The organism is Psychrosphaera sp. 1_MG-2023, from assembly GCF_030548245.1.
Classification (GTDB): domain Bacteria; phylum Pseudomonadota; class Gammaproteobacteria; order Enterobacterales; family Alteromonadaceae; genus Psychrosphaera; species Psychrosphaera algicola.
This window is the reverse complement of sequence record NZ_JAUORW010000001.1, coordinates 342,522-366,455: the sequence shown is the minus strand read 5'-3', so window position 1 is coordinate 366,455 and position 23,934 is coordinate 342,522. Positions and strand designations below refer to the sequence as shown.

Annotated in this window: 21 protein-coding genes; 10 read left to right on the top strand and 11 right to left on the bottom strand. The window is 39.3% G+C overall.

The features are described from left to right. The first annotated feature begins 12 nt into the window (after positions 1 to 12). The 4 genes from Q4575_RS01440 to Q4575_RS01425 all read left to right on the top strand — a co-directional run bounded on the left by Q4575_RS01440 (position 13) and on the right by Q4575_RS01425 (position 3,399). Positions 13 to 816, top strand: a complete 804-nt coding sequence (locus tag Q4575_RS01440; protein WP_272179687.1) for a glucosaminidase domain-containing protein — start codon at positions 13 to 15, stop codon at positions 814 to 816. Further along, entirely contained in the window at positions 817 to 1,488 is a 672-nt protein-coding gene (locus tag Q4575_RS01435; RefSeq protein ID WP_303521089.1) for a DUF2987 domain-containing protein, read from the top strand. A 260-nt stretch (positions 1,489 to 1,748) separates the two neighbouring features. Then, positions 1,749 to 2,333 (top strand): hypothetical protein, encoded by a 585-nt coding sequence (locus tag Q4575_RS01430; protein WP_272179685.1) that lies wholly within the window; start codon positions 1,749 to 1,751, stop codon positions 2,331 to 2,333. A 583-nt stretch (positions 2,334 to 2,916) separates the two neighbouring features. Then, complete coding sequence (locus tag Q4575_RS01425) at positions 2,917 to 3,399, top strand: cupin domain-containing protein (protein ID WP_215962991.1); 483 nt, start codon at positions 2,917 to 2,919, stop codon at positions 3,397 to 3,399. A gap of 223 nt (positions 3,400 to 3,622) precedes the next feature. Here the strand turns inward: Q4575_RS01425 and arsJ are convergent, their stop codons facing one another. The 9 genes from arsJ to ubiG all read right to left on the bottom strand — a co-directional run bounded on the left by arsJ (position 3,623) and on the right by ubiG (position 13,475). Continuing rightward, positions 3,623 to 4,834: an organoarsenical effux MFS transporter ArsJ gene (gene arsJ, locus Q4575_RS01420; protein WP_303521088.1), complete on the bottom strand. Its 1,212-nt coding sequence runs from the start codon at positions 4,832 to 4,834 to the stop codon at positions 3,623 to 3,625. Positions 4,835 to 4,850: 16 nt separating this feature from the next. Continuing rightward, positions 4,851 to 5,861 (bottom strand): ArsJ-associated glyceraldehyde-3-phosphate dehydrogenase, encoded by a 1,011-nt coding sequence (locus tag Q4575_RS01415; protein ID WP_272179683.1) that lies wholly within the window; start codon positions 5,859 to 5,861, stop codon positions 4,851 to 4,853. A gap of 26 nt (positions 5,862 to 5,887) precedes the next feature. Further along, entirely contained in the window at positions 5,888 to 6,397 is a 510-nt protein-coding gene (locus Q4575_RS01410) for a dual specificity protein phosphatase family protein (RefSeq protein ID WP_303521087.1), read from the bottom strand. Beyond that, positions 6,390 to 7,418, bottom strand: a complete 1,029-nt coding sequence (gene arsB / locus Q4575_RS01405) for an ACR3 family arsenite efflux transporter (protein WP_303521086.1) — start codon at positions 7,416 to 7,418, stop codon at positions 6,390 to 6,392. Before arsB ends, Q4575_RS01410 begins: the two co-directional genes overlap by 8 nt. Positions 7,419 to 7,461: 43 nt before the next feature. Further along, positions 7,462 to 8,289 carry a metalloregulator ArsR/SmtB family transcription factor gene (locus tag Q4575_RS01400; protein WP_303521085.1) on the bottom strand — a complete coding sequence of 276 codons (828 nt, stop codon included), beginning with the start codon at positions 8,287 to 8,289 and terminating at the stop codon, positions 7,462 to 7,464. A gap of 256 nt (positions 8,290 to 8,545) precedes the next feature. Further along, positions 8,546 to 8,815: a class I ribonucleotide reductase maintenance protein YfaE gene (yfaE, locus tag Q4575_RS01395; protein ID WP_215962986.1), complete on the bottom strand. Its 270-nt coding sequence runs from the start codon at positions 8,813 to 8,815 to the stop codon at positions 8,546 to 8,548. Between the two features lie 29 nt (positions 8,816 to 8,844). Beyond that, positions 8,845 to 9,975 carry a class Ia ribonucleoside-diphosphate reductase subunit beta gene (nrdB, locus tag Q4575_RS01390; protein ID WP_215962985.1) on the bottom strand — a complete coding sequence of 377 codons (1,131 nt, stop codon included), beginning with the start codon at positions 9,973 to 9,975 and terminating at the stop codon, positions 8,845 to 8,847. Positions 9,976 to 10,038: 63 nt separating this feature from the next. Further along, positions 10,039 to 12,354 (bottom strand): class 1a ribonucleoside-diphosphate reductase subunit alpha, encoded by a 2,316-nt coding sequence (gene nrdA / locus Q4575_RS01385; RefSeq protein WP_303521084.1) that lies wholly within the window; start codon positions 12,352 to 12,354, stop codon positions 10,039 to 10,041. Between the two features lie 401 nt (positions 12,355 to 12,755). Then, a complete protein-coding gene (gene ubiG, locus Q4575_RS01380) occupies positions 12,756 to 13,475 on the bottom strand; it encodes a bifunctional 2-polyprenyl-6-hydroxyphenol methylase/3-demethylubiquinol 3-O-methyltransferase UbiG (RefSeq protein WP_215962983.1) in 720 nt (239 codons plus the stop codon). Positions 13,476 to 13,737: 262 nt separating this feature from the next. Here ubiG and gyrA point away from each other — a divergent pair, with 262 nt between their 5' ends. Next, complete coding sequence (gene gyrA / locus Q4575_RS01375; RefSeq protein WP_303521083.1) at positions 13,738 to 16,401, top strand: DNA gyrase subunit A; 2,664 nt, start codon at positions 13,738 to 13,740, stop codon at positions 16,399 to 16,401. A 96-nt stretch (positions 16,402 to 16,497) separates the two neighbouring features. Here the strand turns inward: gyrA and Q4575_RS01370 are convergent, their stop codons facing one another. Then, positions 16,498 to 17,385: an MBL fold metallo-hydrolase gene (locus tag Q4575_RS01370; RefSeq protein WP_303521082.1), complete on the bottom strand. Its 888-nt coding sequence runs from the start codon at positions 17,383 to 17,385 to the stop codon at positions 16,498 to 16,500. 153 nt (positions 17,386 to 17,538) lie between these two features. Between Q4575_RS01370 and Q4575_RS01365 the strand changes: the two genes are divergently transcribed. Further along, complete coding sequence (locus Q4575_RS01365) at positions 17,539 to 18,429, top strand: LysR family transcriptional regulator (protein ID WP_272179677.1); 891 nt, start codon at positions 17,539 to 17,541, stop codon at positions 18,427 to 18,429. 65 nt (positions 18,430 to 18,494) lie between these two features. On the opposite strand, the gene Q4575_RS01360 is transcribed toward Q4575_RS01365, so the two are convergent. Next, complete coding sequence (locus Q4575_RS01360; RefSeq protein ID WP_272179676.1) at positions 18,495 to 18,698, bottom strand: hypothetical protein; 204 nt, start codon at positions 18,696 to 18,698, stop codon at positions 18,495 to 18,497. A gap of 244 nt (positions 18,699 to 18,942) precedes the next feature. Here Q4575_RS01360 and serC point away from each other — a divergent pair, with 244 nt between their 5' ends. From serC to rpsA, 4 genes are all read left to right on the top strand, one after another. Continuing rightward, positions 18,943 to 20,019 carry a 3-phosphoserine/phosphohydroxythreonine transaminase gene (gene serC / locus Q4575_RS01355; protein ID WP_303521081.1) on the top strand — a complete coding sequence of 359 codons (1,077 nt, stop codon included), beginning with the start codon at positions 18,943 to 18,945 and terminating at the stop codon, positions 20,017 to 20,019. After that, a complete protein-coding gene (aroA, locus tag Q4575_RS01350; protein WP_303521080.1) occupies positions 20,012 to 21,301 on the top strand; it encodes a 3-phosphoshikimate 1-carboxyvinyltransferase in 1,290 nt (429 codons plus the stop codon). The genes serC and aroA overlap by 8 nt, the downstream gene beginning before the upstream one ends. A gap of 149 nt (positions 21,302 to 21,450) precedes the next feature. Further along, a complete protein-coding gene (gene cmk, locus Q4575_RS01345) occupies positions 21,451 to 22,134 on the top strand; it encodes a (d)CMP kinase (RefSeq protein ID WP_215962977.1) in 684 nt (227 codons plus the stop codon). A 123-nt stretch (positions 22,135 to 22,257) separates the two neighbouring features. Further along, positions 22,258 to 23,925: a 30S ribosomal protein S1 gene (gene rpsA, locus Q4575_RS01340; protein ID WP_215962976.1), complete on the top strand. Its 1,668-nt coding sequence runs from the start codon at positions 22,258 to 22,260 to the stop codon at positions 23,923 to 23,925. Positions 23,926 to 23,934: the final 9 nt, after the last annotated feature.

Below are 23,934 nucleotides of genomic sequence, written 5' to 3'. Positions count from 1 at the left end.
TACGGAAATTTTATGATAAGCCAAGTAATAAAAAAATTAGTCATTATCCTTGTCGTTGCTTATGCAGCTATTTACCCCTTCGTACAGCATTCACCGGTAGAATCAAGTTCAGAAAGCGAACTAGACATCGAGATTGGATCGGTTGAAAAACACATATCTAAAAAATCTCATAAAAATGTTCATCTCCCCGATTTTGCCAGCATTCGTGATGTGAAAGAAAAGAAGCACGCTTTTTTTACTTTTATGAAGCCATTTGTTTTAGAAGTTAACGAAGAACTCGGCCGTCATCGCGCGTTTGTAGAATCATTTAGTCCACAGAGTAAAAACGCGTCAGACAAAAAGCGTTTTCTTGCTCTTGCTAAAAAATACCGAATTAAAGAATTAGACGACTTACATAAAGTGAAAGCTGAATTACTAACTCGTGTTGATATTATCCCAGTGGATTTGGTTTTGATGCAGGCCGCCAACGAAAGTGGTTGGGGAACCTCGCGATTCGCGTTAGAAGCAAATAATTTATTTGGTCAATGGTGTTTTACCAAAGGCTGCGGCGTTATTCCAACAGGCCGACCTGCAGGCAAAACCTATGAAGTACGTAAATTTGCAACGCCAGCGGATTCCATCAGAAGTTATTTCCATAACTTAAATACTGGCCACGCATACGCTAAGTTACGACAACTTAGAAATCAACAAAGGGTTAACCATGATGAACTGGACCCGTATGTTATTGCAGAGGGGCTATTGCCATATTCAACCCGTCGCGAAGCCTACGTGGAAGAGATCCAAGAAATGTTACGTTTTAACCAAAAGTATATGTAAATGACATTGAAAAAATTAGCGGTACCGTTTTTACTGATTTTCCCCATGTGTTTGGTGTCGAGTAGCCTATTTGCCAACGTTGAACAACAAACAAAGACGATGGAACTCAACTACGATGGCTTTTTTGATCGTATGGATGATTTGGATGAAGCTGAATATGTTGATATAAAATTGGCGTTTTACTTTAATCAAATTAACAGTAAAAAAGCCTGTCCAATACGTTCGGCTAAGTTGCAAACTAAGATCAAATCAATGCCTGTTTACTATCTAGAAAATGGTGAAGTTTTATTGCCATTTGATGAACAGTTGGACATGGATAAAGCAAAGTTGGTTATTGAAACCGAAAAGGGATTAGAGTGCGGCTTAAACATGAGACTTGAAAACAGCTTCTTGTTAGCCTCAACCATAGACAATACTAAGCTAGTCCGTCTTGTTGCAACTTTTAACGATGCTCTCCAGGATTTAGGAGGCATGATGTCGTTTTTAGTACCAAAAGTCACAGGTGTTACCGTTTTAGGAAAAACTGGAGAGCAATTAAGTATAATCAACGGAGATGAAAGTTGGTGTAGTGATAACCAATGTATATTAACTTCAGCCATACTTAAAAACGCTGAAAAACCATTTGTCTTTAGTTCAATACCATCGAAGATTGTTCCGTTTATTAAACAATAGAGCTAAGGTAATCAGTGATTTTTAGTCTTCAATTTTCGTTAAAAAGTAGAGTTTAGAGGTATCAAACTTTACAAAGTCGGTTTGTCATTAATACATTTTTTAAAACCGCAGTTTAACGTTTAACAAGCCCAACCAGTTAGGTAGGGCTTTTTTGTTTTTCATCCAATTATATGATAGTTATGATTATATTATTGTCGATGGATCGTTTTGAGTTAATTCTTGTAAGTCTATATTTGATATTGAGCCTTAAGGAGAAGTTTATGAAATTAATTACGGTGGGCCTTCTAACTTTGTTATTGTCAGCCTGTGTTCTCGAAGAGGACGCATTTTCTGATCAAGTGTCCTTTACCAATGATAGTGAGGTTGCTACGTTCACCGAGGTTGATTTAGAACAACGAACTGGCTACTTCAGTATTGAGTTGACTAAGCCAAAACAATTAGAAAAGCGGTGTGTAGATACCGAATGTTCGCAGACCTTGTTTACCCACAATGGGAATTATTTTGATTTTTCATTTATCGCAGATGGCGATTGGACTAAAGATTTAAGTATGCTTTCGGGCGAAGAAACTGAATTGATGTTGCACACACAAGTTAGGCGAGTGAATGGTACTTTTTACTTTTATCAGGACTATGAAAACTCCAACCCTTTACTGTTTAGAGTCGAAGCGCAATGGTCCGATTTTATTTCTGGTGACAGTGGGAATGGGATTGAAGCATATTATAGCCCTGTTTGTGGATGTGTAATTATCGACTTAGATTTGGATGATTATATTGCTTACAGCGCTAATAGTACTGAAGTAACTTCGAACCTAAGCAACTATTTCCGATTTGAGTTTCTACTTTAGTTTCTACCTCAGAAGTATCAACCACTGTTTATTATTAGCCTGACAAATTATAAACAGTGGGTCTGCTAACCATTTAGATAAATATCTAAACTCATATAGCGAGTCGTCTAAGTGAAAAGCGGTACACTCTCTTTGTCATAGCAATCAGCGTGTCTGATTGCATCGGGTTTAAAAGGTGAGCTTTTTACACCTGTGAATTTTTTTACAGAATTTGCATTTGAACCTTTGTAAGCCTTTATTTGTTGCGCTCCTTAAATAAAGAACTCGATTCGGCAATTACCATACTTTCCAACTTTACCCTCTTTTTGGTACTTGTTTATTTGACGATATCAACACATAACAGGGACATTGCCTTATAGAAACAACTAACTGCTATTTCCTCGATAGTCTTCGGATCACCGAACTTTCCTGATTTCCACAAAAACATCATTGCTCAGACATAGTAGTTGCAAGCACCCTAAAGAGTTTGCTAATAATAGATAAATAAGCACAGGGAAAATATTTTTTCAGGATCTGAGGAAACTTTTTCCTGATGAAGTTGTTATGTTTTAAATTAAAATGAGTGAATTCATAAGGTAACCTGATGGATAAATATTTAGTTACTAAAGAAGAGATTGATGCCTACGAGGGTATTGATAAAACACATTTTCTTAATCCTAATGCAAAGCGTATTAATAAATCTCTTGGAGACTTAACGGGTCTGAGTGGTATTGGGTTTCACATAATTGAAGTTAAACCCGGTTATGTAACTACCGAAACGCATGTTCATTATTCTGAGGAAGAATGTGTATATGTTCTTGAAGGGAATGGTGAAGCTATTGTTGGAAATGAGGTATACGAAATTAAAGCAGGTGACTTTATTGGTTATCGTGCTGGAGGTGAAGCACATAACATTAAAAATACAGGAACTGAAACTCTAAAATGTATAGTTGTTGGTCAGCGGCTAGATAGCGATATGGCTGACTACCCCAATCTTAAAAAACGAATATATCGCCGCAATGGGCAAAAATGGAATTTGGTTGATTTTGAAAATATCCAAGAACCAGAGGGTGGTAAAAAAGCATAACAATTTGTTAAACAAAGTTCAAAACGGTTGGCTTTTGCTCCTTCGTCACTGGTTTTAACCAATTACAACCAGCCCATTATTGAGGCGTTCACCTCCTAAAATAAGCGTCAGAATTGTTGATCTCTTAAAGATTGTGAGCACATAAAACAAGCTCATCAATATCAAATCAACCAAATTATTCCCGACGCTTTTTAATTTCAATTTAGGAAAGTGAGTACAGTTTTTATTGTTTCAATTTCAAAGATAGCAAGGCCGCTGTAGCAACAAACAAGCTTGATATCCATAAACATGCCTCTAGGCCAAAATTTTGATATACCCATCCTGAGAGTACAGTGCCTATTAGTCTGCCCATTGCATTAGCCATATAGTAAAAACCAACGTCGAGCGACACACCGTCGTTACCGGCGTAACTTACGATAAGGTAACTATGCATAGACGAATTAATGGCAAACACAACGCCAAAAATAATGAGTCCTATGATGATCGACGCAAGAATGTGAAAATTAAAGTGTAATGCCAAAGCAATAAAAGCGGGGATTATTGCCAAATAACTTGCCCATAGAAAAGCAGACTTTCCAGTTGGCGTTTTTCCCTGTCTCTTTCCGGTAAAATAGGGCGCGAAGGATTGTACGATACCATAGCCGATTACCCAACTTGCCATAAATCCACCAACCCACCAGTGGTCCCAATTAAACTTTACGGCTAAAAATACTGGTAATGCGACAACAAACCAAACATCTCTTGCCCCAAATAAAAACATGCGTGCTGCTGACAGAATATTTATTGATGCACTCTTGGAAAAAATATCACTGAATTTAGGTTTGTACTTTGCTTTACCCAGATCTTCCCTTAATGCGATTAAACTAACGACCCAAACGATACTTAATAGGGCTGCCATAACAATAATCGCGCCTTTAAACTCAAGTAAAGTAAGTAGCAATCCCCCTAAAAAGAACCCAGCGCCCTTTAGTGCATTTTTACTCCCCGTCAGTATTGCAATCCAATGATAGAGCTTTCCTTCTGCGCCGTCGCTTACAAGTAACTTAATGGAACTCTTAGCACTCATTTTATTTAGATCTTTGGCGATACCAGATAATGCTTGAGCCACCATTACGTAGACGATTGTTAGCATTTCAGCAGGAACTGCAAGCATAGCGAGCGCAATTATCTGAATTGCTAACCCGATGTTCATGGTTTTGTTTAAACCTAAACGAGCGCCTAACCAACCCCCAACAAGGTTAGTGATAACACCAAATATTTCGTAGAATAAAAATAACATCGCAATATTTAATGGTGAGTACCCTAACTGATGAAAATACAGCACAACGAGCATACGCAGTGCACCATCAGTTAATGTAAACGCCCAATAATTACCGGTGATCAATAAATATTGTTTTATCTGTGGCGATAGTGTTTTAAATGATAAAAGTCCCATGTTTGTTAACTTGCCCTTAGCCTTTATCTGCCATACCGACTAAACGTGCCAATTCTGCCGTTCTATTTGCATAACCCCATTCGTTGTCATACCAAACGTACAATTTCAGTTGCGTTTTGTTTATCACCATAGTCGATAACGCATCAATGATGCCTGAACGTGGATCTGTTTTGTAATCGATGGAAACAAGAGGGCGTTCCTCATAACCTAAGATACCTTGCAATTGCCCTTGAGAAGCTTGTTGTAATAGGGCATTTACTTCTTCAATATTGGTTTCACGTTCTAATTCAAAAACGCAATCGGTGATAGAAGCGTTAGTTAATGGCACACGTATCGCGTGGCCATTTAACTTACCCAAAAGTTCAGGAAAAATATGGGTAATTGCGGTCGCTGAACCTGTTGTGGTAGGGATCAAACTAGAACCACACGCTCGAGCGCGGCGTAAGTCTTTGTGTGGTGCGTCAATGATAGTTTGCGTATTGGTAATATCATGAATGGTTGTCATAGACCCATGTTTAATACCTAGTGTTTCATGAATTACTTTTACGACTGGCGCTAAGCAGTTCGTGGTGCATGACGCGGCGGTCACGATAGGGTGTAAGTCCTTGTTGAACAGATGATCGTTTACTCCCATAACAACATTTAGAACACCATCTTCTTTTACTGGAGCGGTAACCACTACACGTTTTACCCCTTGCTCCAAATAGTCGTTTAATAGCGCTTTTGTCTTCATTTTGCCAGAGGCTTCTATTACCACATCGCATTTTGACCAGTCAGTTTCTTTAATCGCTTTATTGTGCGTACAAGTAATTGATTTACCGTTGATAATAAGTTCGTTATTGTTATGACTTACGTCGTAATGCCATTTGCCATGTACCGAATCGAACGTCATTAAATGCGCTAATGTTGCGGGATCACCTGCAGGATCATTAATATGTACTATTTCAATGTCGTCCCAGTCATAAGCGGCGCGCATTGATAATCGACCCATTCGACCAAAGCCATTAATACCTATTTTGATTGTCATAAATTTACCTATGTATTATTTAATATTTACAAATAAGAGTTAAAATAATTGAGCTGTTTTGAATTTTTTAGTGCGTTAGGACGCCTTTGTTGAATTTGTTTTATTATTTTTTCAGCGGGCCAACCAATAGATAAAAGAATGAGGCCAATTACCAAACCTGTTCTACCGGAGCCGCCTTTGCAGTGGACCGCAATAGTGCCTTTGTTCTTTAGTTGTTCTAAGATCTTGTCCTTCTGCACGTGCCATTGGTTTTCAAATGCCTGCGCAGGTGCGGCGTCATCAACAATAGGGAGCTGAACCCATTCAATGTCGTGTTTAAGACATTCCGTAGGTAAAGACTGCACATTGTTTTTTGCCATTTCATCGTCAAACATTAATGTTATCAGCATGCTTGTTCCTGCATGTTTTAGGGTTGAAATAGCGTCACTTAAACTAGCGTCTTTTGTTCCAGGGCAAGGTGTAAAAATAAGTTGAGCACCATTTTCTAGAGGCAATATATCGTAAGGGTGTTTTTGTATGGCTGGTTTATTATCCATGATTTTCTCCAAACCAGTTTTGAGTATGGTTTATTATATAAACTAACGAGAGCATGACAGGTACTTCAACGAGCACGCCCACTACGGTGGCTAAAGCAGCACCGGAATGTAGGCCAAATAGCGAGATAGCGACAGCAACAGCAAGTTCAAAGAAGTTAGAAGTACCTATCAGGCAGGCGGGCGCAGCGATGTTATGGGGGAGTTTCATCCATTTCGCAGCCAAATAAGCGATGAGGAAAATACCGTAAGTTTGGATCATTAACGGAATTGCAATTAAAGCGATGGTTTCAGGTTCAGAAATTATTGTATTTGCTTGAAAGCCAAATAATAAAACGACGGTTGCCAACAACCCAATAACCGACCATGGCTTTAAAGAAGACAAAAATTGATTTACGGTATGTTCTCCTTGGCCTTTATTGAGCATATTGCGAGTTAAAACACCGGCTATTAATGGCAATAATACATAAAGTGCAACAGAAATAAGCAATGTTTCCCAAGGGACTTGAATGTCACTTACACCGAGTAAAAACGCAGAGATAGGCGCAAACGCAAAGATCATGATCACGTCATTAACTGAGACTTGTACCAATGTATAATTTGGATCTCCTTTCGTTAGTTGCGACCACACAAAGACCATCGCAGTACATGGTGCGACGCCTAGTAAAATCATGCCTGCTATGTATTCTTGAGCTGATGTTGGGTCAACCAGATCGGCAAATAAGATATTAAAAAATAGCCATCCTAAACCGGCCATAGTGAAAGGTTTAATCAACCAATTGATTACTATAGTTAGCAGCAGTCCTTTTGGGTTTTTACCTACATTCTTTATAGCTGAAAAGTCTATTTGAACCATCATAGGATAAATCATCACCCAGATGAAAACAGCGACAACAATATTTACATGCGCTACTTCAAAGCCCGCTATTGTTTGAAAAACCTCTGGTTGCCAAAGGCCTAAAATCACCCCCAAGCTTATGCTCAGAGCTACCCATACGGACAAATAACGCTCAAAAATACCCATGTAAAATCCTCTTTAAATTAGAAGAAAAATTGTTTTGTGATCTTTATTTACAGAAATTGGATTTGTCGGGCCTATTTTTCATATTAGCCAAACGTTTGACTTCGTTAGCGATAAGAGGAACGTTGTTCTCAGTTGTTTGTGCAATAACTGATTTAGCCCACAGCGGCAGTTCAGGATTTATTCGGTAAAACACCCACTGTCCGTGTTTCCTATCCGTTATTACATTCGCTTTTTTCAAAACGGCAAGGTTGCGTGACACTTTTGGTTGGCTATCTTCATCCATCGCTTCCATTAATTCACATACGCAAAGTTCACCATAATAATGGGTCAACATTAATGTTTTGAGTCGAATATCATCCGTAAGGGTCTTATAAAAAGAGATCGGCTCTAGGTCAATTAGCTGATTAACTCCGTCACTTGCGCGATTATGGGTGGTTTCATTTTGAAATCGCGCATTTTTGCCTTCGACTAAAAGAAACATCGATAATCGATTATTTAGTTCAGTTAATGTTGTAGAAAATGGATTACTGCAGGAGCGTTCTTTTGGATCAGGGAAATCCCATGCTAATTGCTTGAGAGCATTTGGGTAGCTACGACATTCATTATTTGCCTTATCACAGAGCGTGATGACGTAATCAAAAATTTGACCTTCGAACGTATTTATATTTTTTGAAACTAAACCAGTGGTGTCGATCCCAAATTGACCTAATGCCTCAATCACACGCACGTCTACTGTATCAGGCTGTGTTCCTGCACTATACACTTCAAAATAATCCGCGGCTTTATGTCTTAGAAGCGCTTCTGCCATTTGTGACCTAGCCGAGTTTCCAGTACAGATAAAAAGGACTTTTTGTTTATTTAGATTTTTCATAAAATTAGTAACAGACTTAATATATATAAAATAGTGTATATACAAACAATCATATGTAAAGTGTTTATATTAAAAATGTCGCGGTTAAATGAGGTTTATATTGGTAAGTTTTTGTTTATATTAATGAGTTTAAGAGGTTTAACTCGACGCTTGAGACAAAAAATAACAAAATGAGCTGGATCTAACGTGTGTTGAATAAACTCTTTGCAGTCAATTTGTAACGTTTACGTCTGAGGCGCAGCGTAAAGACAGGGGCTTAAAATTTAATTTCTATCTCAATATCAGTAGTGGGTTTGGAACAACAAGTGAGGATTTCGCCTTTGCGAACAAAAGCCAGTGGTTCGTTAATGTACTCAACTGTACCACTTTTTAGTTTACATCGACATGCACCACAAAACCCTTCACGGCAATGGTAAAGCACGTCCAATTTTTGATTTAGGAGTGAGGTGAGTAGGGTTTTGTCGCCAGATTGAAATTCAAACTCTGTTTCAACTTCTTGTTGGCTCAAAACCCGTATTTTAGACATGAATCGTTAAAGTAGGGAACTGACTAAAATTACAGTTCAAAACCGTCAAATTCAGACGCATCAACTTCTGAGTCAATTTGACCAACAAGATAAGAACTGATCTCAGCTTCTTGTGGTGCAACTTGAACGTTGTCAGATTCTAAATATTTGTTCATCCATGGTAGCGGATTACTTTTAACGTCATACATCGCTGGAATACCAATCGCAGATAAGCGGTGATTAGCGATATATTCAACATATTGACACAATATTTCTTCATTTAAGCCAATCATAGAGCCATCTTTAAATAGGTATTTAGCCCATTCTTTTTCTTGCTCAACTGCATTGGCAAAAATTTCTTTTGCTTCTTGGAAACACTCCATGCTGATCTCTTGCATTTCTGGATCATCCTGACCATCAGCCCACAAATTAATAATGTGTTGAGTTGAGGTTAAATGCAGGTTTTCATCACGGGCAATAAGACGGATGATCTTAGAGTTACCTTCCATTAATTCGCGCTCAGCAAAAGCAAACGTACAAGCAAAGCTGACGTAAAAGCGAATCGCTTCTAATGCATTAATTGAGTTTACGGCAAGATACAATTTTTTCTTTAAAACACGAAGGTTAACTACGTAGCGTTCACCGTCGATGACATGTTCACCTTCACCGAGAGTTTGAAATATCTGAGTATAGAAAATTAGATCATCGTAATATTTAGAAATGTCTGCTGCGCGCTTCAGGATCTCTTCGTTCTTGACTATGTCGTCAAAAACTTCGCTCGGGTCACTAAATAAATTTCTCACGATATGAGTGTACGAGCGGGAGTGAATGGTTTCACTGAACGACCAAGTTTCGATCCATGTTTCCAATTCAGGAAGTGATGTGATTGGCAACAGAGCGATGTTCGGGCTACGGCCTTGAATAGAATCTAATAACGTTTGATATTTTAAATTTGAAATGAAAATGTGCTTTTCACTATCCGTCATGCTTTGGAAGTCAGCTCGGTCGCGACTTACATCGATCTCTTCTGGTCGCCAGAAAAAGGACAGTTGCTTTTCAATTAGTTTCTCGAAAATAGCGTGACGTTGTTGGTCGTAACGAGCAACGTTAACGGCTTCGCCAAAAAACATAGGTTCTTTAAGCGGGTTAACTTCATTTTGATTAAACGTGGTATATCGCATTTTATTAAACTCTGTAATCTAATTTGGAATTGCCCAAACATAGGTTTGGGCATAATAATATGACTAAATTTTACAAGCGCCGCCTTCACAGTCTTCATCGTCTTCGATAACAACTGTGGTTGGTGCGGTGACCTTTTTACCAGACTTACTGTCGGTAGAGGTGCCGGCTTGATCCCGCGTATTATGGTAATACAAAGTCTTTAAGCCATATTTATAAGCTGTTAATAAATCTTTTAACAACTGCTGCATTGGTACTTTGTGATCATTAAAGTCTGTAGGATCGTAATTTGTATTGGCAGAAATTGTCTGGTCGACAAATTTTTGCATGATCCCACATAATTGCAGATAACCTTCGTTACTTGAAATATTCCACAACAATTCGTATTGATCTTTTAATCGTCCAATTTCAGGAACAACCTGCTTTAACACGCCGTCTTTACTTGCTTTAACTGATATCAAACCACGAGGAGGTTCAATGCCGTTCGTCGCATTAGAAATTTGTGACGATGTTTCTGACGGCATAAGTGCCGACAATGTTGAATTACGTAAGCCGTGCTCAACAATATCTTTTCTTAGGGTTTCCCAATCTAAATGCAAAGGCTCCTGACAGAATCCGTCAACCGCCTTTTTATAGGTATCGATTGGTAAAATACCTTGAGAATATGTCGTTTCGTTAAACTTCGGACAGGCACCTTGTTCTTTAGCCAACGTATTAGAGGCTTTTAACAAATAAAACTGAATTGCTTCAAAAGTTCTGTGGATCAGGTTGTTTCCAGACCCGTCCGAGTATTTTGCGCCATTTTTTGCAAGATAATATGCAAAGTTAATAACACCAACACCCAATGTACGACGACCCATAGTGGCATTAAATGCGGCTGGAACTGGGTAGTCTTGATAATCTAATAAACTGTCTAATGCACGAACAGCTAATTCAGCCAACTCATCCAATTCGTCTAATGATTCAATTGCGCCTAAGTTAAATGCCGACAATGTACAGAGGGCAATTTCACCTTCTTCGTCATTTACATGCTGGAGTGGTTTAGTCGGAAGGGCAATTTCAAGACACAAGTTACTTTGACGAACCGGCGCGTATTTAGGATTAAACGGACTATGAGTATTGCAATGGTCAACGTTTTGTAAATAGATACGACCTGTACTAGCACGTTCGTTTAAGAACAAGCTAAACAACTCAATGGCTTTAATGCGTTTTTTGCGAATGGAATCGTCTTGTTCGTATTGAACATATAAACGTTCGAATTCATCTTGGTCTTGGAAGAAGGAGTCGTACAAACCAGGAACATCTGACGGGCTAAATAAAGTAATAAAACCGTCTTGGATTAATCGTTGATACATCAAGCGGTTAAATTGCACGCCGTAATCTAAATGTCTTACTCGGTTTTCTTCAACACCACGGTTATTTTTAAGTACAAGGAGTGTTTCAACTTCTAAATGCCATAGCGGGTAGAATAGGGTAGCTGCACCACCACGAACACCACCTTGTGAACAACTTTTTACGGCTGTTTGAAAGTGTTTATAAAATGGAATACAACCTGTATGGAATGCTTCACCATTTCTAATCGGGCTACCTAAAGCGCGAATACGACCGGCATTGATACCGATACCTGCACGTTGCGAAACATATTTAACAATGGCAGATGTTGTTGCATTAATTGAATCTAGGTTATCACCCGCTTCAATTAACACACACGAACTAAACTGGCGGGTTGGCGTACGAACACCAGACATTATTGGTGTTGGTAACGAAATTTTAAATTGCGACGTCGCATCATAAAAACGTTTTACGTAGTCTAAGCGAGTCGCGCTGTCGTATTTAGCAAATAAACACGCGGCGACTAAAATATATAAAAACTGGGCACTTTCGTAAATTTGGCCTGTTACGCGGTTTTGTACTAAGTACTTACCTTCTAACTGTTTAACGGCTGCGTAACTAAAATCTAGGTCACGGTCATGGACAAGAAACTTATCCATAGCGTCAAATTCGGCTTCTGTATAATCAGCTAATAAATGTTCGTCATAACGGCCATTAGCAACTAAATGTTTAACATGATCAAACAAACGTGGTGGTTCAAATTGGCCATACGCTTTTTTACGTAAATGGAAGACCGCTAAACGTGCAGACATATATTGATAGTCTGGAGTGTCTTCTGCAATAAGATCCGCTGACGCTTTTATGATGGTTTCATGGATATCTTCTGTTTTTATGCCATCGTAAAATTGGATGTGAGAACGAATTTCTACTTCAGATACCGAAACGTTGTCTAAACCTTTTGCTGCCCAGGTAATCACTCTATGGATTTTATCTAGGTCTAAAGGTTCTTTTACACCGTCACGTTTGGTTACAGAAAGGGTGCTGTTCATTGGGCCAGTTTGTCCTTTGTTTTTATATATTATTATTTTGTGTATCGCATTTAGATGCAATTTTAAATCAGACTGGATAATAATTAGCTAATTTGGCTAAAAACACATCATATAGTGTCTGTTTAAATTCGATAGCACAAGATAGAGTGTAGAGGAGATGATTGCAAGTTTAAAATATTCATCTATATGACTACAAAATAACCAACCATGGGTCCTTGTAAGTGTCTCCTTACAGTATGAGCAACAGGTGTAAACATAACTAAAAATATCCATAATTGAACGTGATTTTTAACTATTTTTTTATATGAATTTTATCTGAAAAATCCATTTAAATTACCAAATTATTACTTCACTTTTTGTAAATTTTATGATGCCAGCGTCACCGTTGGGTTTGTCGCCATTTAAACCAATTTTTTAAAATGCAGCACATAATTAACATCAAGTTTTGGCGTTAAACTGGCTGAGCTATAGATTGGGTTGTAATTAATGCCAATGCTATGTTTTACATTAAGATCAAAATTAGAGGCGCAACGGATGATTTGAGACGGTTTCATAAACTTGTCGTAATCATGCGTTCCATTTGGCACTATCTTTAATAGCTTTTCTGCTGCAACTATCGCTAGAGCGTAGGATTTGTATGTTTTATTTAACGTTGAAAAGAAAACAGAACCACCAGGTTTACAGGCCATCGCCGCGGCTTCAATAATAGCTGCCGGATCTGGTACGTGTTCCAACATTTCCATACACGTGACAACGTCAAACTGTTGCTTATTATCAGCGCAATATTGTTCTGCTTGCACTTGCTCGTATCGGACATTAGTTACCTTAGTTTCTAAGGCGTGTAGTTGAGCCACTTGTAATGAATCGCTCGCCATATCGATCCCCACGACGTCGCCGGCCAGTTTTGCCATACTTTCGGTCAAAATACCGCCGCCGCAACCAATATCAAGGATAGACTTATTCGCTAAACCGCTTGTTTGTTCCTGTATATAGGCAAGCCGCGCAGGGTTAATAATGTGCAGAGGTTTGAAATCACCTTCTAGGTCCCACCATGTACTTGCGATTGAGTTAAACTTTTCAATTTCATGTTGATCAACATTTGTGGTGTTTTCTAACGACATGTAAGTTCCTTTAAGATAATTAACGCAGAGTAGGGTACTCGATATTGTGTTGAAAAAGAATTCTAGATTTCAACAATCGATTAAATAAACAGCAAATAACGCATCAAAATGGCCTCAAGGCGATTTTAACGACAACAACACTAGCCCCCCACTATTTATAACGTAATTTTCACTAGCACGAATACACGAATGTGTTACAATCCCGCGTTAATTAAAAACAATAAAAACTTCTATTTAAATAGTTGCAGGGAAATTTTCGTTTATGACTGAACTCGCCAAAAACATTAGCCCCATTAATATCGAAGAAGAGCTAAAGACAAGTTACCTTGATTACGCGATGAGTGTAATCGTAGGACGTGCTTTACCCGATGTTCGTGATGGTTTAAAACCGGTTCACCGCCGTGTTTTATTTGCGATGAATGAACTTAAAAATGACTGGAATAAACCATATAAGAAGTCTGCCCGTGTCGTGGGCGACGTAATTGGTAAATATCACCCACATGGTGACTCAGCTGTTTACGATACCATTGTTCGTATGGCGCAACCATTTTCTTTACGTTATACATTAGTAGACGGCCAAGGTAACTTTGGTTCTGTTGACGGCGACTCCGCAGCCGCAATGCGTTACACCGAAGTGAGAATGGACAAGCTTGCCCATGAACTCCTCGCTGACTTAGAAAAAGAAACAGTCGATTTTGTTCCTAACTACGATGGGACTGAATTTATTCCCGCTGTTTTACCGACAAAAGTACCAAATCTCCTCATTAATGGTTCTTCTGGTATCGCTGTAGGTATGGCAACCAATATACCGCCACATTCTCTACGTGAAGTTGTTAGTGCGGTTTTAGCCTTATCTTTTAATCCTGATATGGAACTTCCTGAGTTGATGGAACATATTCCGGGTCCTGATTTTCCAACGGGCGCGATTATCAATGGCCGTAAAGGGATTGAAGAAGCGTACCGTACTGGTCGTGGTAAGGTTTATATCCGAGCAAATACAGAAATTGAAACGGATGAAAAAACGGGTAAAGATACGATTATCGTTACCGAAATCCCTTATCAAGTTAACAAAGCTAAGCTGATTGAAAAAATTGCAGAGCTGGTAAAAGATAAAAAGGTTGAAGGAATAACGGCACTGCGCGATGAGTCTGATAAAGACGGGATGCGTATTGTTATTGAATTGAAACGTGGTGAACCAACTGAGGTGATTTTAAATCACTTGTTTGCATTGACTCAAATGCAAACCGTATTTGGTATCAATATGGTTGCACTGGATCACGGACAGCCAAAAATATTCAAACTTAAAGAAATGCTTGAAGCATTTTTATCTCACCGCCGCGAAGTTGTTACGCGTCGTACGGTATTTGATTTACGTAAAGCACGTGACCGTGCCCATATATTAGAAGCTCTTGCAATAGCATTGGCAAATATTGACGAAATCATCGAGACAATTAAAACCTCTCCAACGCCAGCTGAAGCAAAAATAAAGCTTACTGCTAAAGGGTGGCCGCTAGGTGGTGTTGCTGCCATGTTAGAACGTGCAGGCGATGACGCTGCTCGCCCTGAATGGCTAGAAGATGAATACGGTATTCGCGATGGTTTATACCATATGACTGAGCAACAAGCTCAAGCGATATTGGAATTACGTTTACATAAATTAACTGGTCTAGAACACGAAAAGATCTTAGATGAATATCGTGAAATTTTAGGCTTAATTGCTGAATTGTTAGAGATCTTAGGTTCACCTGAGCGTTTGATGGAAGTTATTCGTGAAGAGATAGAATTAATTCGCGATACTTATGGTGATGAACGTAAAACGGAGATCCGTGAGGCGTCACACGATATCAACCTTGAAGATCTAATCAATGAAGAAGACGTTGTTGTAACGCTTTCTCATGAAGGTTATTGCAAATATCAGCCACTTACTGACTATCAGGCTCAACGCCGTGGTGGTCGTGGTAAGTCTGCGACTAAGATGAAAGATGAAGATTTCATTGAAAAACTATTAGTTGCCAATACCCATGACACAATCTTATGTTTCTCTGACCGTGGTCGTTTATATTGGTTGAAGGTATACCAATTACCATTAGCGTCACGTCAATCACGTGGGCGTCCAATTATTAACTTGTTACCTCTAGAAAGTGACGAGAAGATAACAACAATATTGCCGGTCAAAGAATTCGAACAAGATAAGTTTGTATTTATGGCAACGGCAAACGGTACCGTTAAGAAAACAGCATTGACCGAATATTCTCGTCCTCGTTCTAGCGGTATTATCGCTGTGAACTTGAATGATGGTGACAAACTCATTGGTGCGTCAATAACAAATGGCCAAAACGAAATCATGTTGTTCTCACAAAACGGTAAAGTTGTTCGTTTTGATGAAGGGCAAGTTCGTGCAATGGGACGTACTGCGACAGGTGTTCGTGGAATTAAATTGACTGAAGACGCGAAAGTGGTATCACTAATCGTGCCTAACGAAGAAGACAATATCCTAACGATCACTGAAAACGGTTTTGGTAAACGTACGCCGCAAATTGACTACCCAGCTAAGAGTCGAGCAACACAGGGTGTTGTTTCGATTAAAGTGAGTGAACGTAATGGTTTAGTGGTTGGCGCTTGTCAAGTTGCTGAAACTGACGAAATCATGATCATCTCAAATAAAGGTACATTAGTAAGAACACGGGTTCACGAAGTATCTGTTGTTGGACGTAACACTCAAGGTGTTCGTTTGATAAGAACAATTGAAGGTGAATTGGTTGTCGGTCTGGCTAAAGTCGAAGAGATTGAAGAAGATGAAACGCTTGAAGGCGAGTTTATCGACGGCGAAGTTGTCGAGGGTCAGGATGTTATTGAAGGCGAAAGCGCTGAAGTAACAAATGACATACAAGTTGAATCAAGTGAAGATGACGAAGCGCCTGAATAGGGCGAATAAGTCGCAGTCTTTAACTGTAAATATAGAATAAAAAAAGGTCCTAATGGACCTTTTTTTTATGCCTGTATCCCTGTTAATTAGAATACATTACCATTTCATCTCGCCCATATGCACTTTAGCGCCAATCGCTAAAGCAAGGTTTAACTCGGCATCTGGATATCTTGTGGTCATTATGTCTATTAATGCCTGTGCGTTTTTACTCTTGCGCTTAGCATCAATAAAGTCAGTTAAGTAAGTTGCGGTATAGTCAATTAGTTGAACATTAAGTTGAGTTCCTTTTTTCATATGACCTGGCACGACAACCTTTGGTGACAATTCCTTCATTTCTTGCAGTTGATGTTGCCACGCTGCTAACGTTTCAGATGATTGTGTATCTGCGGTCCAAACATGTAAATCACCAAACACTGCGATATTACCTACTATTGCTTTAATTGATGGGATCCAAACAAAAGGGCGGTTAGCCAAAACGCCTTCTGTTCCCTTAACTTCGATTTTGTAACCGTCTACGGTAAAGCTATTTGGACTATATACGTCAGGTAGTAGTACATTTTTAGGGGCATTCACGCCCATTTTTGGACCCCAGTAGGCCAATTTGCCTCCCATTTTTTTACTAATTGCCTTGCGTACTGCGGGTGTCGTGATCACATTTACGTCAGGGAATATTTGTCGCAAGGTTTCAATACCAAAGTAAAAATCAGGATCAGCTTGGCTAATAAAAATCGTTGTTAATTTTTTACCTGAATCTAAAACGTTTGCTGCAATACGAAGTGCATCAGCTCTTGTGAAACCTGTGTCTATCAATACGGCCTCTGTTTCACCATAAACTAATGTTGAATTTACATGAAAGCTGTTTTTATCCGAGTTATATACTTTTAAACTCAGCGCACTTTTATTATCGGCGGTACTTGAAAAGCTCATTAATGTTACTGTCAATGTTGCTAATAAATAGAAACCTTTGAGTAGATTTATTTTCATTTTATTTCCTATTTTTTGGGTTTTGTTTAACTGTATTTTGAAAGTTGGGCAATAATAGAGAATTGATTTGCAATGATATATGTACAATAATGTTCAACATTGTTTCTTAAATCGAACATATGTGGGTTGGTCTGTTAGAAATCGGGGTTTAGTATGGATCGGGTTAAAGCGGCACAAGTATTTATTGATGTAGCCCGCACAGGCAGCTTTACCGCGACCTCGGAGCGTTTGGAGATGTCACGCCCAATGGTAACGCGTTACATCGAAGTGATGGAAAGTTGGCTCGAAGTTCGTTTATTACATAGGACGACTAGAAAAGTGACACTGACAACGCAAGGAGAAAAATGCCTAAATGATATTGAGCAGTGGCTGACTACAGCAGACCAATTTATCAGTGAGATAAAGTCAACTGAGCAACTTTCCGGTCGGATCCGACTCGCGTGTAGTATGTCGTTTAGTCATGCGCAGCTCATGGTTGCAATACAACAATTTATGACACGTCACCCGAAAGTCTCTATCGACATAGACCTGCAAGATACTGCAATTGATTTGGTCGATAGCAGAATTGATTTAGCAATTCGAATTGCGTCAAATCCAGATCCGTCGTTGATTGGAAAACCATTGGCGGTGTGTCATTCCGTTTTAGTGGCAAGTCAAGCTTACCTGGATTCTATGCCTGCAATCACGGCACCGGATGATTTAAGTCAACATCGTTGCCTTAGCTATACCAATTTTGAAAAACACATTTGGCACCTTTGGAATGAAAACGAACATAAAGCCATTAGCGTTAATTGTCAGTTAACGGCTAATGAAGCAACCACGTTATTAAAAGCAGCTCAATGTGGCGCCGGAATTAGCATGCAACCAACTTATATGGCAAATGCCGCTATTGAAAATGGCAGTTTGGTTCGTGTACTGCCTAATTGGAATACGAATGATATGAATATTTACGCTTTGTATTCTTCTCGAAAGTTTTTGTCACCGACAGTGCGTGCACTAATCGATTTTCTAGCTGAATATTTTAAGCAACATCCTTGGGATTAGTGTCGGCCATTTTCTTATGATTATGCTAGGTCCTCGTCAGGTGGGTCGCCACTATCCACATTTTTTTAACATGTTTTAAATATGGGAGGTGGAATAGGAAAAATTGTTATAAGTGGAAATAACGCTAAAAATAGAAACGCGCCTCTAGGCATTTTCTTACCCCAAAGAACCATTTTATACATCACCATAGCTCCCATAAAAAATAGTAAACCAGTAATGAAATATTGAATAAGTTCATTGGTAATTCCAATTGCTTCAAATATTTCCATAAATGTCTCCAAATGGTTGTATGACTTAAATGGGCAGTAAAATACTAAAATTCAATAGGATATTTATCATAGAGGATGTTGGTAAGCCTTGTACGTCTGGCTATTTAGATTATTTAACAAACAAATTTTGTTGTTGTCATAAATTAATTAATTAATTGCAAAATAATCAATTGAGACGCAATTCAAATAACGTTAGAGTAATTGTTCGATAAAATTAGCTTTACTGTAACTAACGAGAAAATGAATGACAGTTTATAACTTCTGTGCGGGCCCTGCAAAATTGCCCGAGGCCGTGATGAATAAAGCTCAGAGTGAGTTTGTTAATTGGAATAACACAGGTTGTTCTGTAATGGAACTCAGCCACAGAAGTAAAGAGTTCATTGCTGTTTATGACTCGGCAATAGCCTCGATAAAGCAATTATTAGGGCTCAGCGATGAATATACTGTGTTATTTATGCACGGTGGCGGTCGCGGTCAGTTTTCTGCGGTTCCGCTTAATTTGCTAAATAGTGGCCAGGCCAATTATGTCACAACAGGGTCATGGTCCCAGGCCGCCGTTGAAGAAGCCAAAAAGTTTGGTGCCGTTACAGAACAAAATACGGTGGAAATTGTTGGTGGTAAAAAACAAGTTATTTCGATGTCTGATTGGCAGGTTTCGCAAGACAGCGCTTATGTTCATTACTGCCCTAATGAAACAGTCGATGGCATTGAAATATTTGAACAGCCTTCATTTGATGTGCCTGTCGTTGCCGATATGTCGAGCACCATTTTTTCCCGTGAAATCGATAGCAGTAAATTTGACTTAATTTATGCTGGCGCCCAGAAAAACATAGGTCCGTCAGGGCTAAGCTTAGTTGTTGTTAAAAAAGAGTTGTTAGCACGTTCGCAGGAAACCGTGCCTTCTGTATTTAACTATAAATTAACCCATGAAAAAGACAGTATGTTTAATACGCCACCAACTTATGCGATTTATCTAGCTAAGTTAGTCTTTGATTGGTTATTAGAAAATGGCGGTGTTGCGGCACAGGAAGTATTAAATAAGAAAAAAGCTGACTTGTTATATCAAACGATCGACAACTCCAGTTTTTATAGTAATAACATTGCAAGTGCCAATCGCTCTCGTATGAATGTTCCGTTTTTCTTGGCGAACAGCGAATTAGACAGTACATTTTTGGCGCAAGCTGAAAATCAAGGACTGGTTGCACTGAAAGGACATCGAATTGTTGGCGGTATGCGAGCAAGTATCTACAACGCCATGCCTATTGAAGGTGTTAAAGCGTTAACTGAGTTTATGCAGGAGTTCGAACGTACACATGGCTAATCAAGAATCATTAACGCTACCTCACATTTCTGGTTTTAAAGGGGACGTAACGGTTCCGGGATCTAAAAGTCTGTCAAATCGTGCGTTATTATTAGCGGCGTTATGTGACGGTGATACAACCATCACCAATTTGCTCGACAGTGATGACATTAGACACATGTTAAATGCGCTTGAGTTATTAGGCGTTAAAACCACGTTGTCAGCAGATAAAACGACGTGTGTTGTGCATGGTTGTAATGGTCAATTTAAACAGCCTCAACAAGCATTGTTTTTAGGTAATGCAGGAACGGCAATGCGTCCTCTTGCGGCGGTATTAGCATTTGCAAATATCACAACGGAATTAACCGGCGAAGAACGCATGTCAGAACGTCCAATTGGGCACCTGGTAGACGCTATACGCCCACTTGGCGCAACAATAACCTACTTGGGTAACGAAAATTATCCACCGCTTAAAATTGAGCCTGCAGTGATCACTGACGACACCGTTGTTGAAATTGACGGCAGTGTTTCAAGTCAATTTTTATCGGCGTTGTTAATGGCAGCCCCATTAATTCACAAAACCATAACGGTTAAAGTGATTGGTGATTTGGTTTCAAAACCTTATATAGATTTAACTATCGATATTATTCGTCAATTTGGGGTTGAGGTAGAAAACAATAATTACCAAAGCTTTGTGGTAAATGCTGATGCTCAATATCAATCTCCTGGCGACTTTATGGTTGAAGGCGATGCAAGTTCAGCATCTTATTTCTTAGCTGCTGGCGCAATTAGCGGCGGTCCGGTAAATGTGTATGGTGTCGGTAAAAATAGTGTTCAAGGCGACATCCAATTTGCGGACGTTCTTGCAAAAATGGGTGCAGATATTACCTATTTTGATGACCATATTTCTGTGTCATCCAACGGTAAACTAACCGCAGTTGATATGGATATGAATCATATTCCAGATGCCGCAATGACGATTGCTACTACTGCATTATTTGCAGAGGGTACAACAGCCATTCGTAATATTTACAATTGGCGAGTTAAAGAAACCGACCGTTTATTTGCGATGGCTACTGAACTTAAAAAAGCGGGTGCGATTGTTGAAGAAGGGCATGACTATATTATCGTTACACCAGCGCCAATTAAACACGTAGCAATAGATACTTATAACGATCATCGAATTGCCATGTGTTTCTCGTTGTTATGTTTTGATCAAGCATCAGTAACGATTAATGATCCAAAAGTAACGAGTAAAACCTTCCCGGACTATTTCGATAGATTTAATGCATTAGTCTGCTAATTTTAGCCAAAAAACCTACCTTATAGCCGAGTGATTTAACTCTAATTTACTCGGTTACATTTTTTATATGAAAAATAACTTTCTAATTTAATTTTAATTTGTAGCCAATCGCGTATAATGCCGCCCGAAATTCACTTCGTGGAGTAACTATGGCGCATTCTATTCCGGTCATCACTATTGATGGTCCAAGTGGAGCAGGCAAAGGCACGGTATGTCGTCTGTTAGCGGAAAAATTAGGATGGGAAATCCTTGATAGCGGTGCTATCTATCGCGTATTGGCCTTAGCGTCAATGCATCACAACATACTACCGAGTGACGAAGAAAGCTTGATCCCACTCGCGGCTCATCTTGATGTGCAGTTTTTATCTAGCGAAGCTGGAACTAAAATTGTGCTTGAAGGTGAAGAAGTAACACATTCGATCCGAAATGAAGAAGTCGGTGGCGTTGCCTCTAAAATTGCAGCTTTACCTCGTGTGCGCGAAGCATTATTGCGTCGTCAACGCGCCTTTAGACAAAAACCGGGTTTAATCGCAGACGGTCGAGACATGGGGACAGTTGTATTCCCAGACGCTGCAATTAAGGTTTTTCTTACTGCAAGCGCGGAAGAACGTGCAAATCGACGCTATATAGAGTTGAAAGGAAAGGGCCACGATGTTAAAATCGGCGACCTTTTAACCGAGATACAAGCTCGAGACGACCGAGATATGAACCGAAGTGTAGCACCAATGGTGCCTGCAGAGGATTCTATCGAAATTGATTCGACTACGTTATCGGCAGAAGAAGTCTATCAATTGCTTATTAAAGTGGTTGAAGAAAAATTTATTCGTAGTTAGGCAACCTTTTTATTTTAAAAGGGTTTATTAACAAACTTAAAAGCCTTGTTAGCATGGATGTAACAAGTTAAAAATCAACCCATAGTCGCTGGAACGCCTCTTTGGCAATAATGAAGATAAATCATGACAGAAAATTTTGCTCAGTTATTTGAAGAAAGCCTTCAGGCTATCGAAACACGCCCTGGTTCAATCGTTAAAGGTACTATTATCTCTATCGATCGTGACCTTGTAATCGTAGACGCTGGCTTAAAATCAGAATCTGCTATTCCTGCGGCTCAATTTAAAAACCACGCTGGTGAATTAGAAGTAGCAGTTGGTGATGAAGTTGACGTAGCACTAGATTCAATCGAAGACGGATTTGGTGAAACAATTCTATCTCGTGAAAAAGCGAAACGTTACGAGTCTTGGGTACGCCTTGAGAAAGCTTGTGAAGAACAAGAAATCGTTAAAGGTGTTATCTCTGGTAAAGTTAAAGGCGGTTTCACTGTTGAAGTTGAAGGCATCCGAGCATTCTTACCAGGTTCTTTAGTAGACGTACGTCCTATCCGTGACACGTCTCACTTAGAAGGCAAAGAGTTAGATTTTAAAGTAATCAAACTTGACCAAAAACGTAACAACGTTGTTGTATCACGTCGCGCAGTTATCGAAACTGAAAACTCTGCAGAACGTGAAGAGCTTCTTGCTAACCTTGAAGAAGGTTCAGAAGTTAAAGGTATCGTTAAGAACCTTACCGATTACGGAGCGTTCGTTGACCTTGGTGGCCTAGACGGACTACTTCACATCACAGATATGGCTTGGAAACGTGTTAAGCACCCAAGTGAAATCGTTGCAGTTGGTGATGAAATAGACGTTAAAGTTCTTAAATTCGACAAAGAGAAAAACCGTGTTTCTCTAGGTCTTAAGCAACTTGGTTCAGATCCTTGGGGCGACATTGCTGGTCGTTACCCTGAAAGTTCACGTCTTAAAGGCCGTGTTACTAACCTTACTGACTACGGTTGTTTCGTTGAAATCGAAGACGGTATTGAAGGTCTTGTACACGTTTCTGAAATGGATTGGACTAACAAGAACATCCATCCTTCTAAAGTTGTTAATCTTGGCGACGAAGTTGAAGTTATGGTTCTTGAAATCGACGAAGAACGTCGTCGTATTTCTCTTGGTCTTAAACAATGTAAAGACAACCCATGGGAAGTATTTGCTAAGACTCATAACAAAGGCGACCGTGTTGCTGGTAACATCAAGTCAATCACTGACTTTGGTATCTTCATCGGTCTTGACGGCGGTATTGATGGTCTTGTACACCTTTCTGACATTTCTTGGAATGTTTCTGGTGAAGACGCAGTACGTGACTTCAAGAAAGGCGACGAAATCGAAGCTGTTGTATTACAAGTTGACCCAGAGCGCGAGCGTATCTCTCTAGGCGTTAAACAAATGGATTCTGATCCGTTTAGCGAATACTTAGAAGCTCACAAAAAAGGTACTATGGTTAAAGGTCTTGTAAAAGACGTTGACGCTAAAGGTGCTACTGTTGACCTAGGTAACGAAGTTGAAGGTTACATCCGTGTATCTGAACTTTCTCGTGAACGTGTAGAAGATGCTACAACAGTATTAACTGCTGGTTCTGAGTTAGAAGCTAAGTTCGTTGGTGTTGACCGTAAGAATCGCGTGATAAGCCTATCTATCAAGGCTATCGACGAAGCAGAAGAGAAAGCTGCGTTAGATAACTTACAAAATCAAGCGCCTGAATTTGAAAATGCGATGGCTGCTGCATTTAAAAATGCACAAAAAGACTAAGCATTTGAT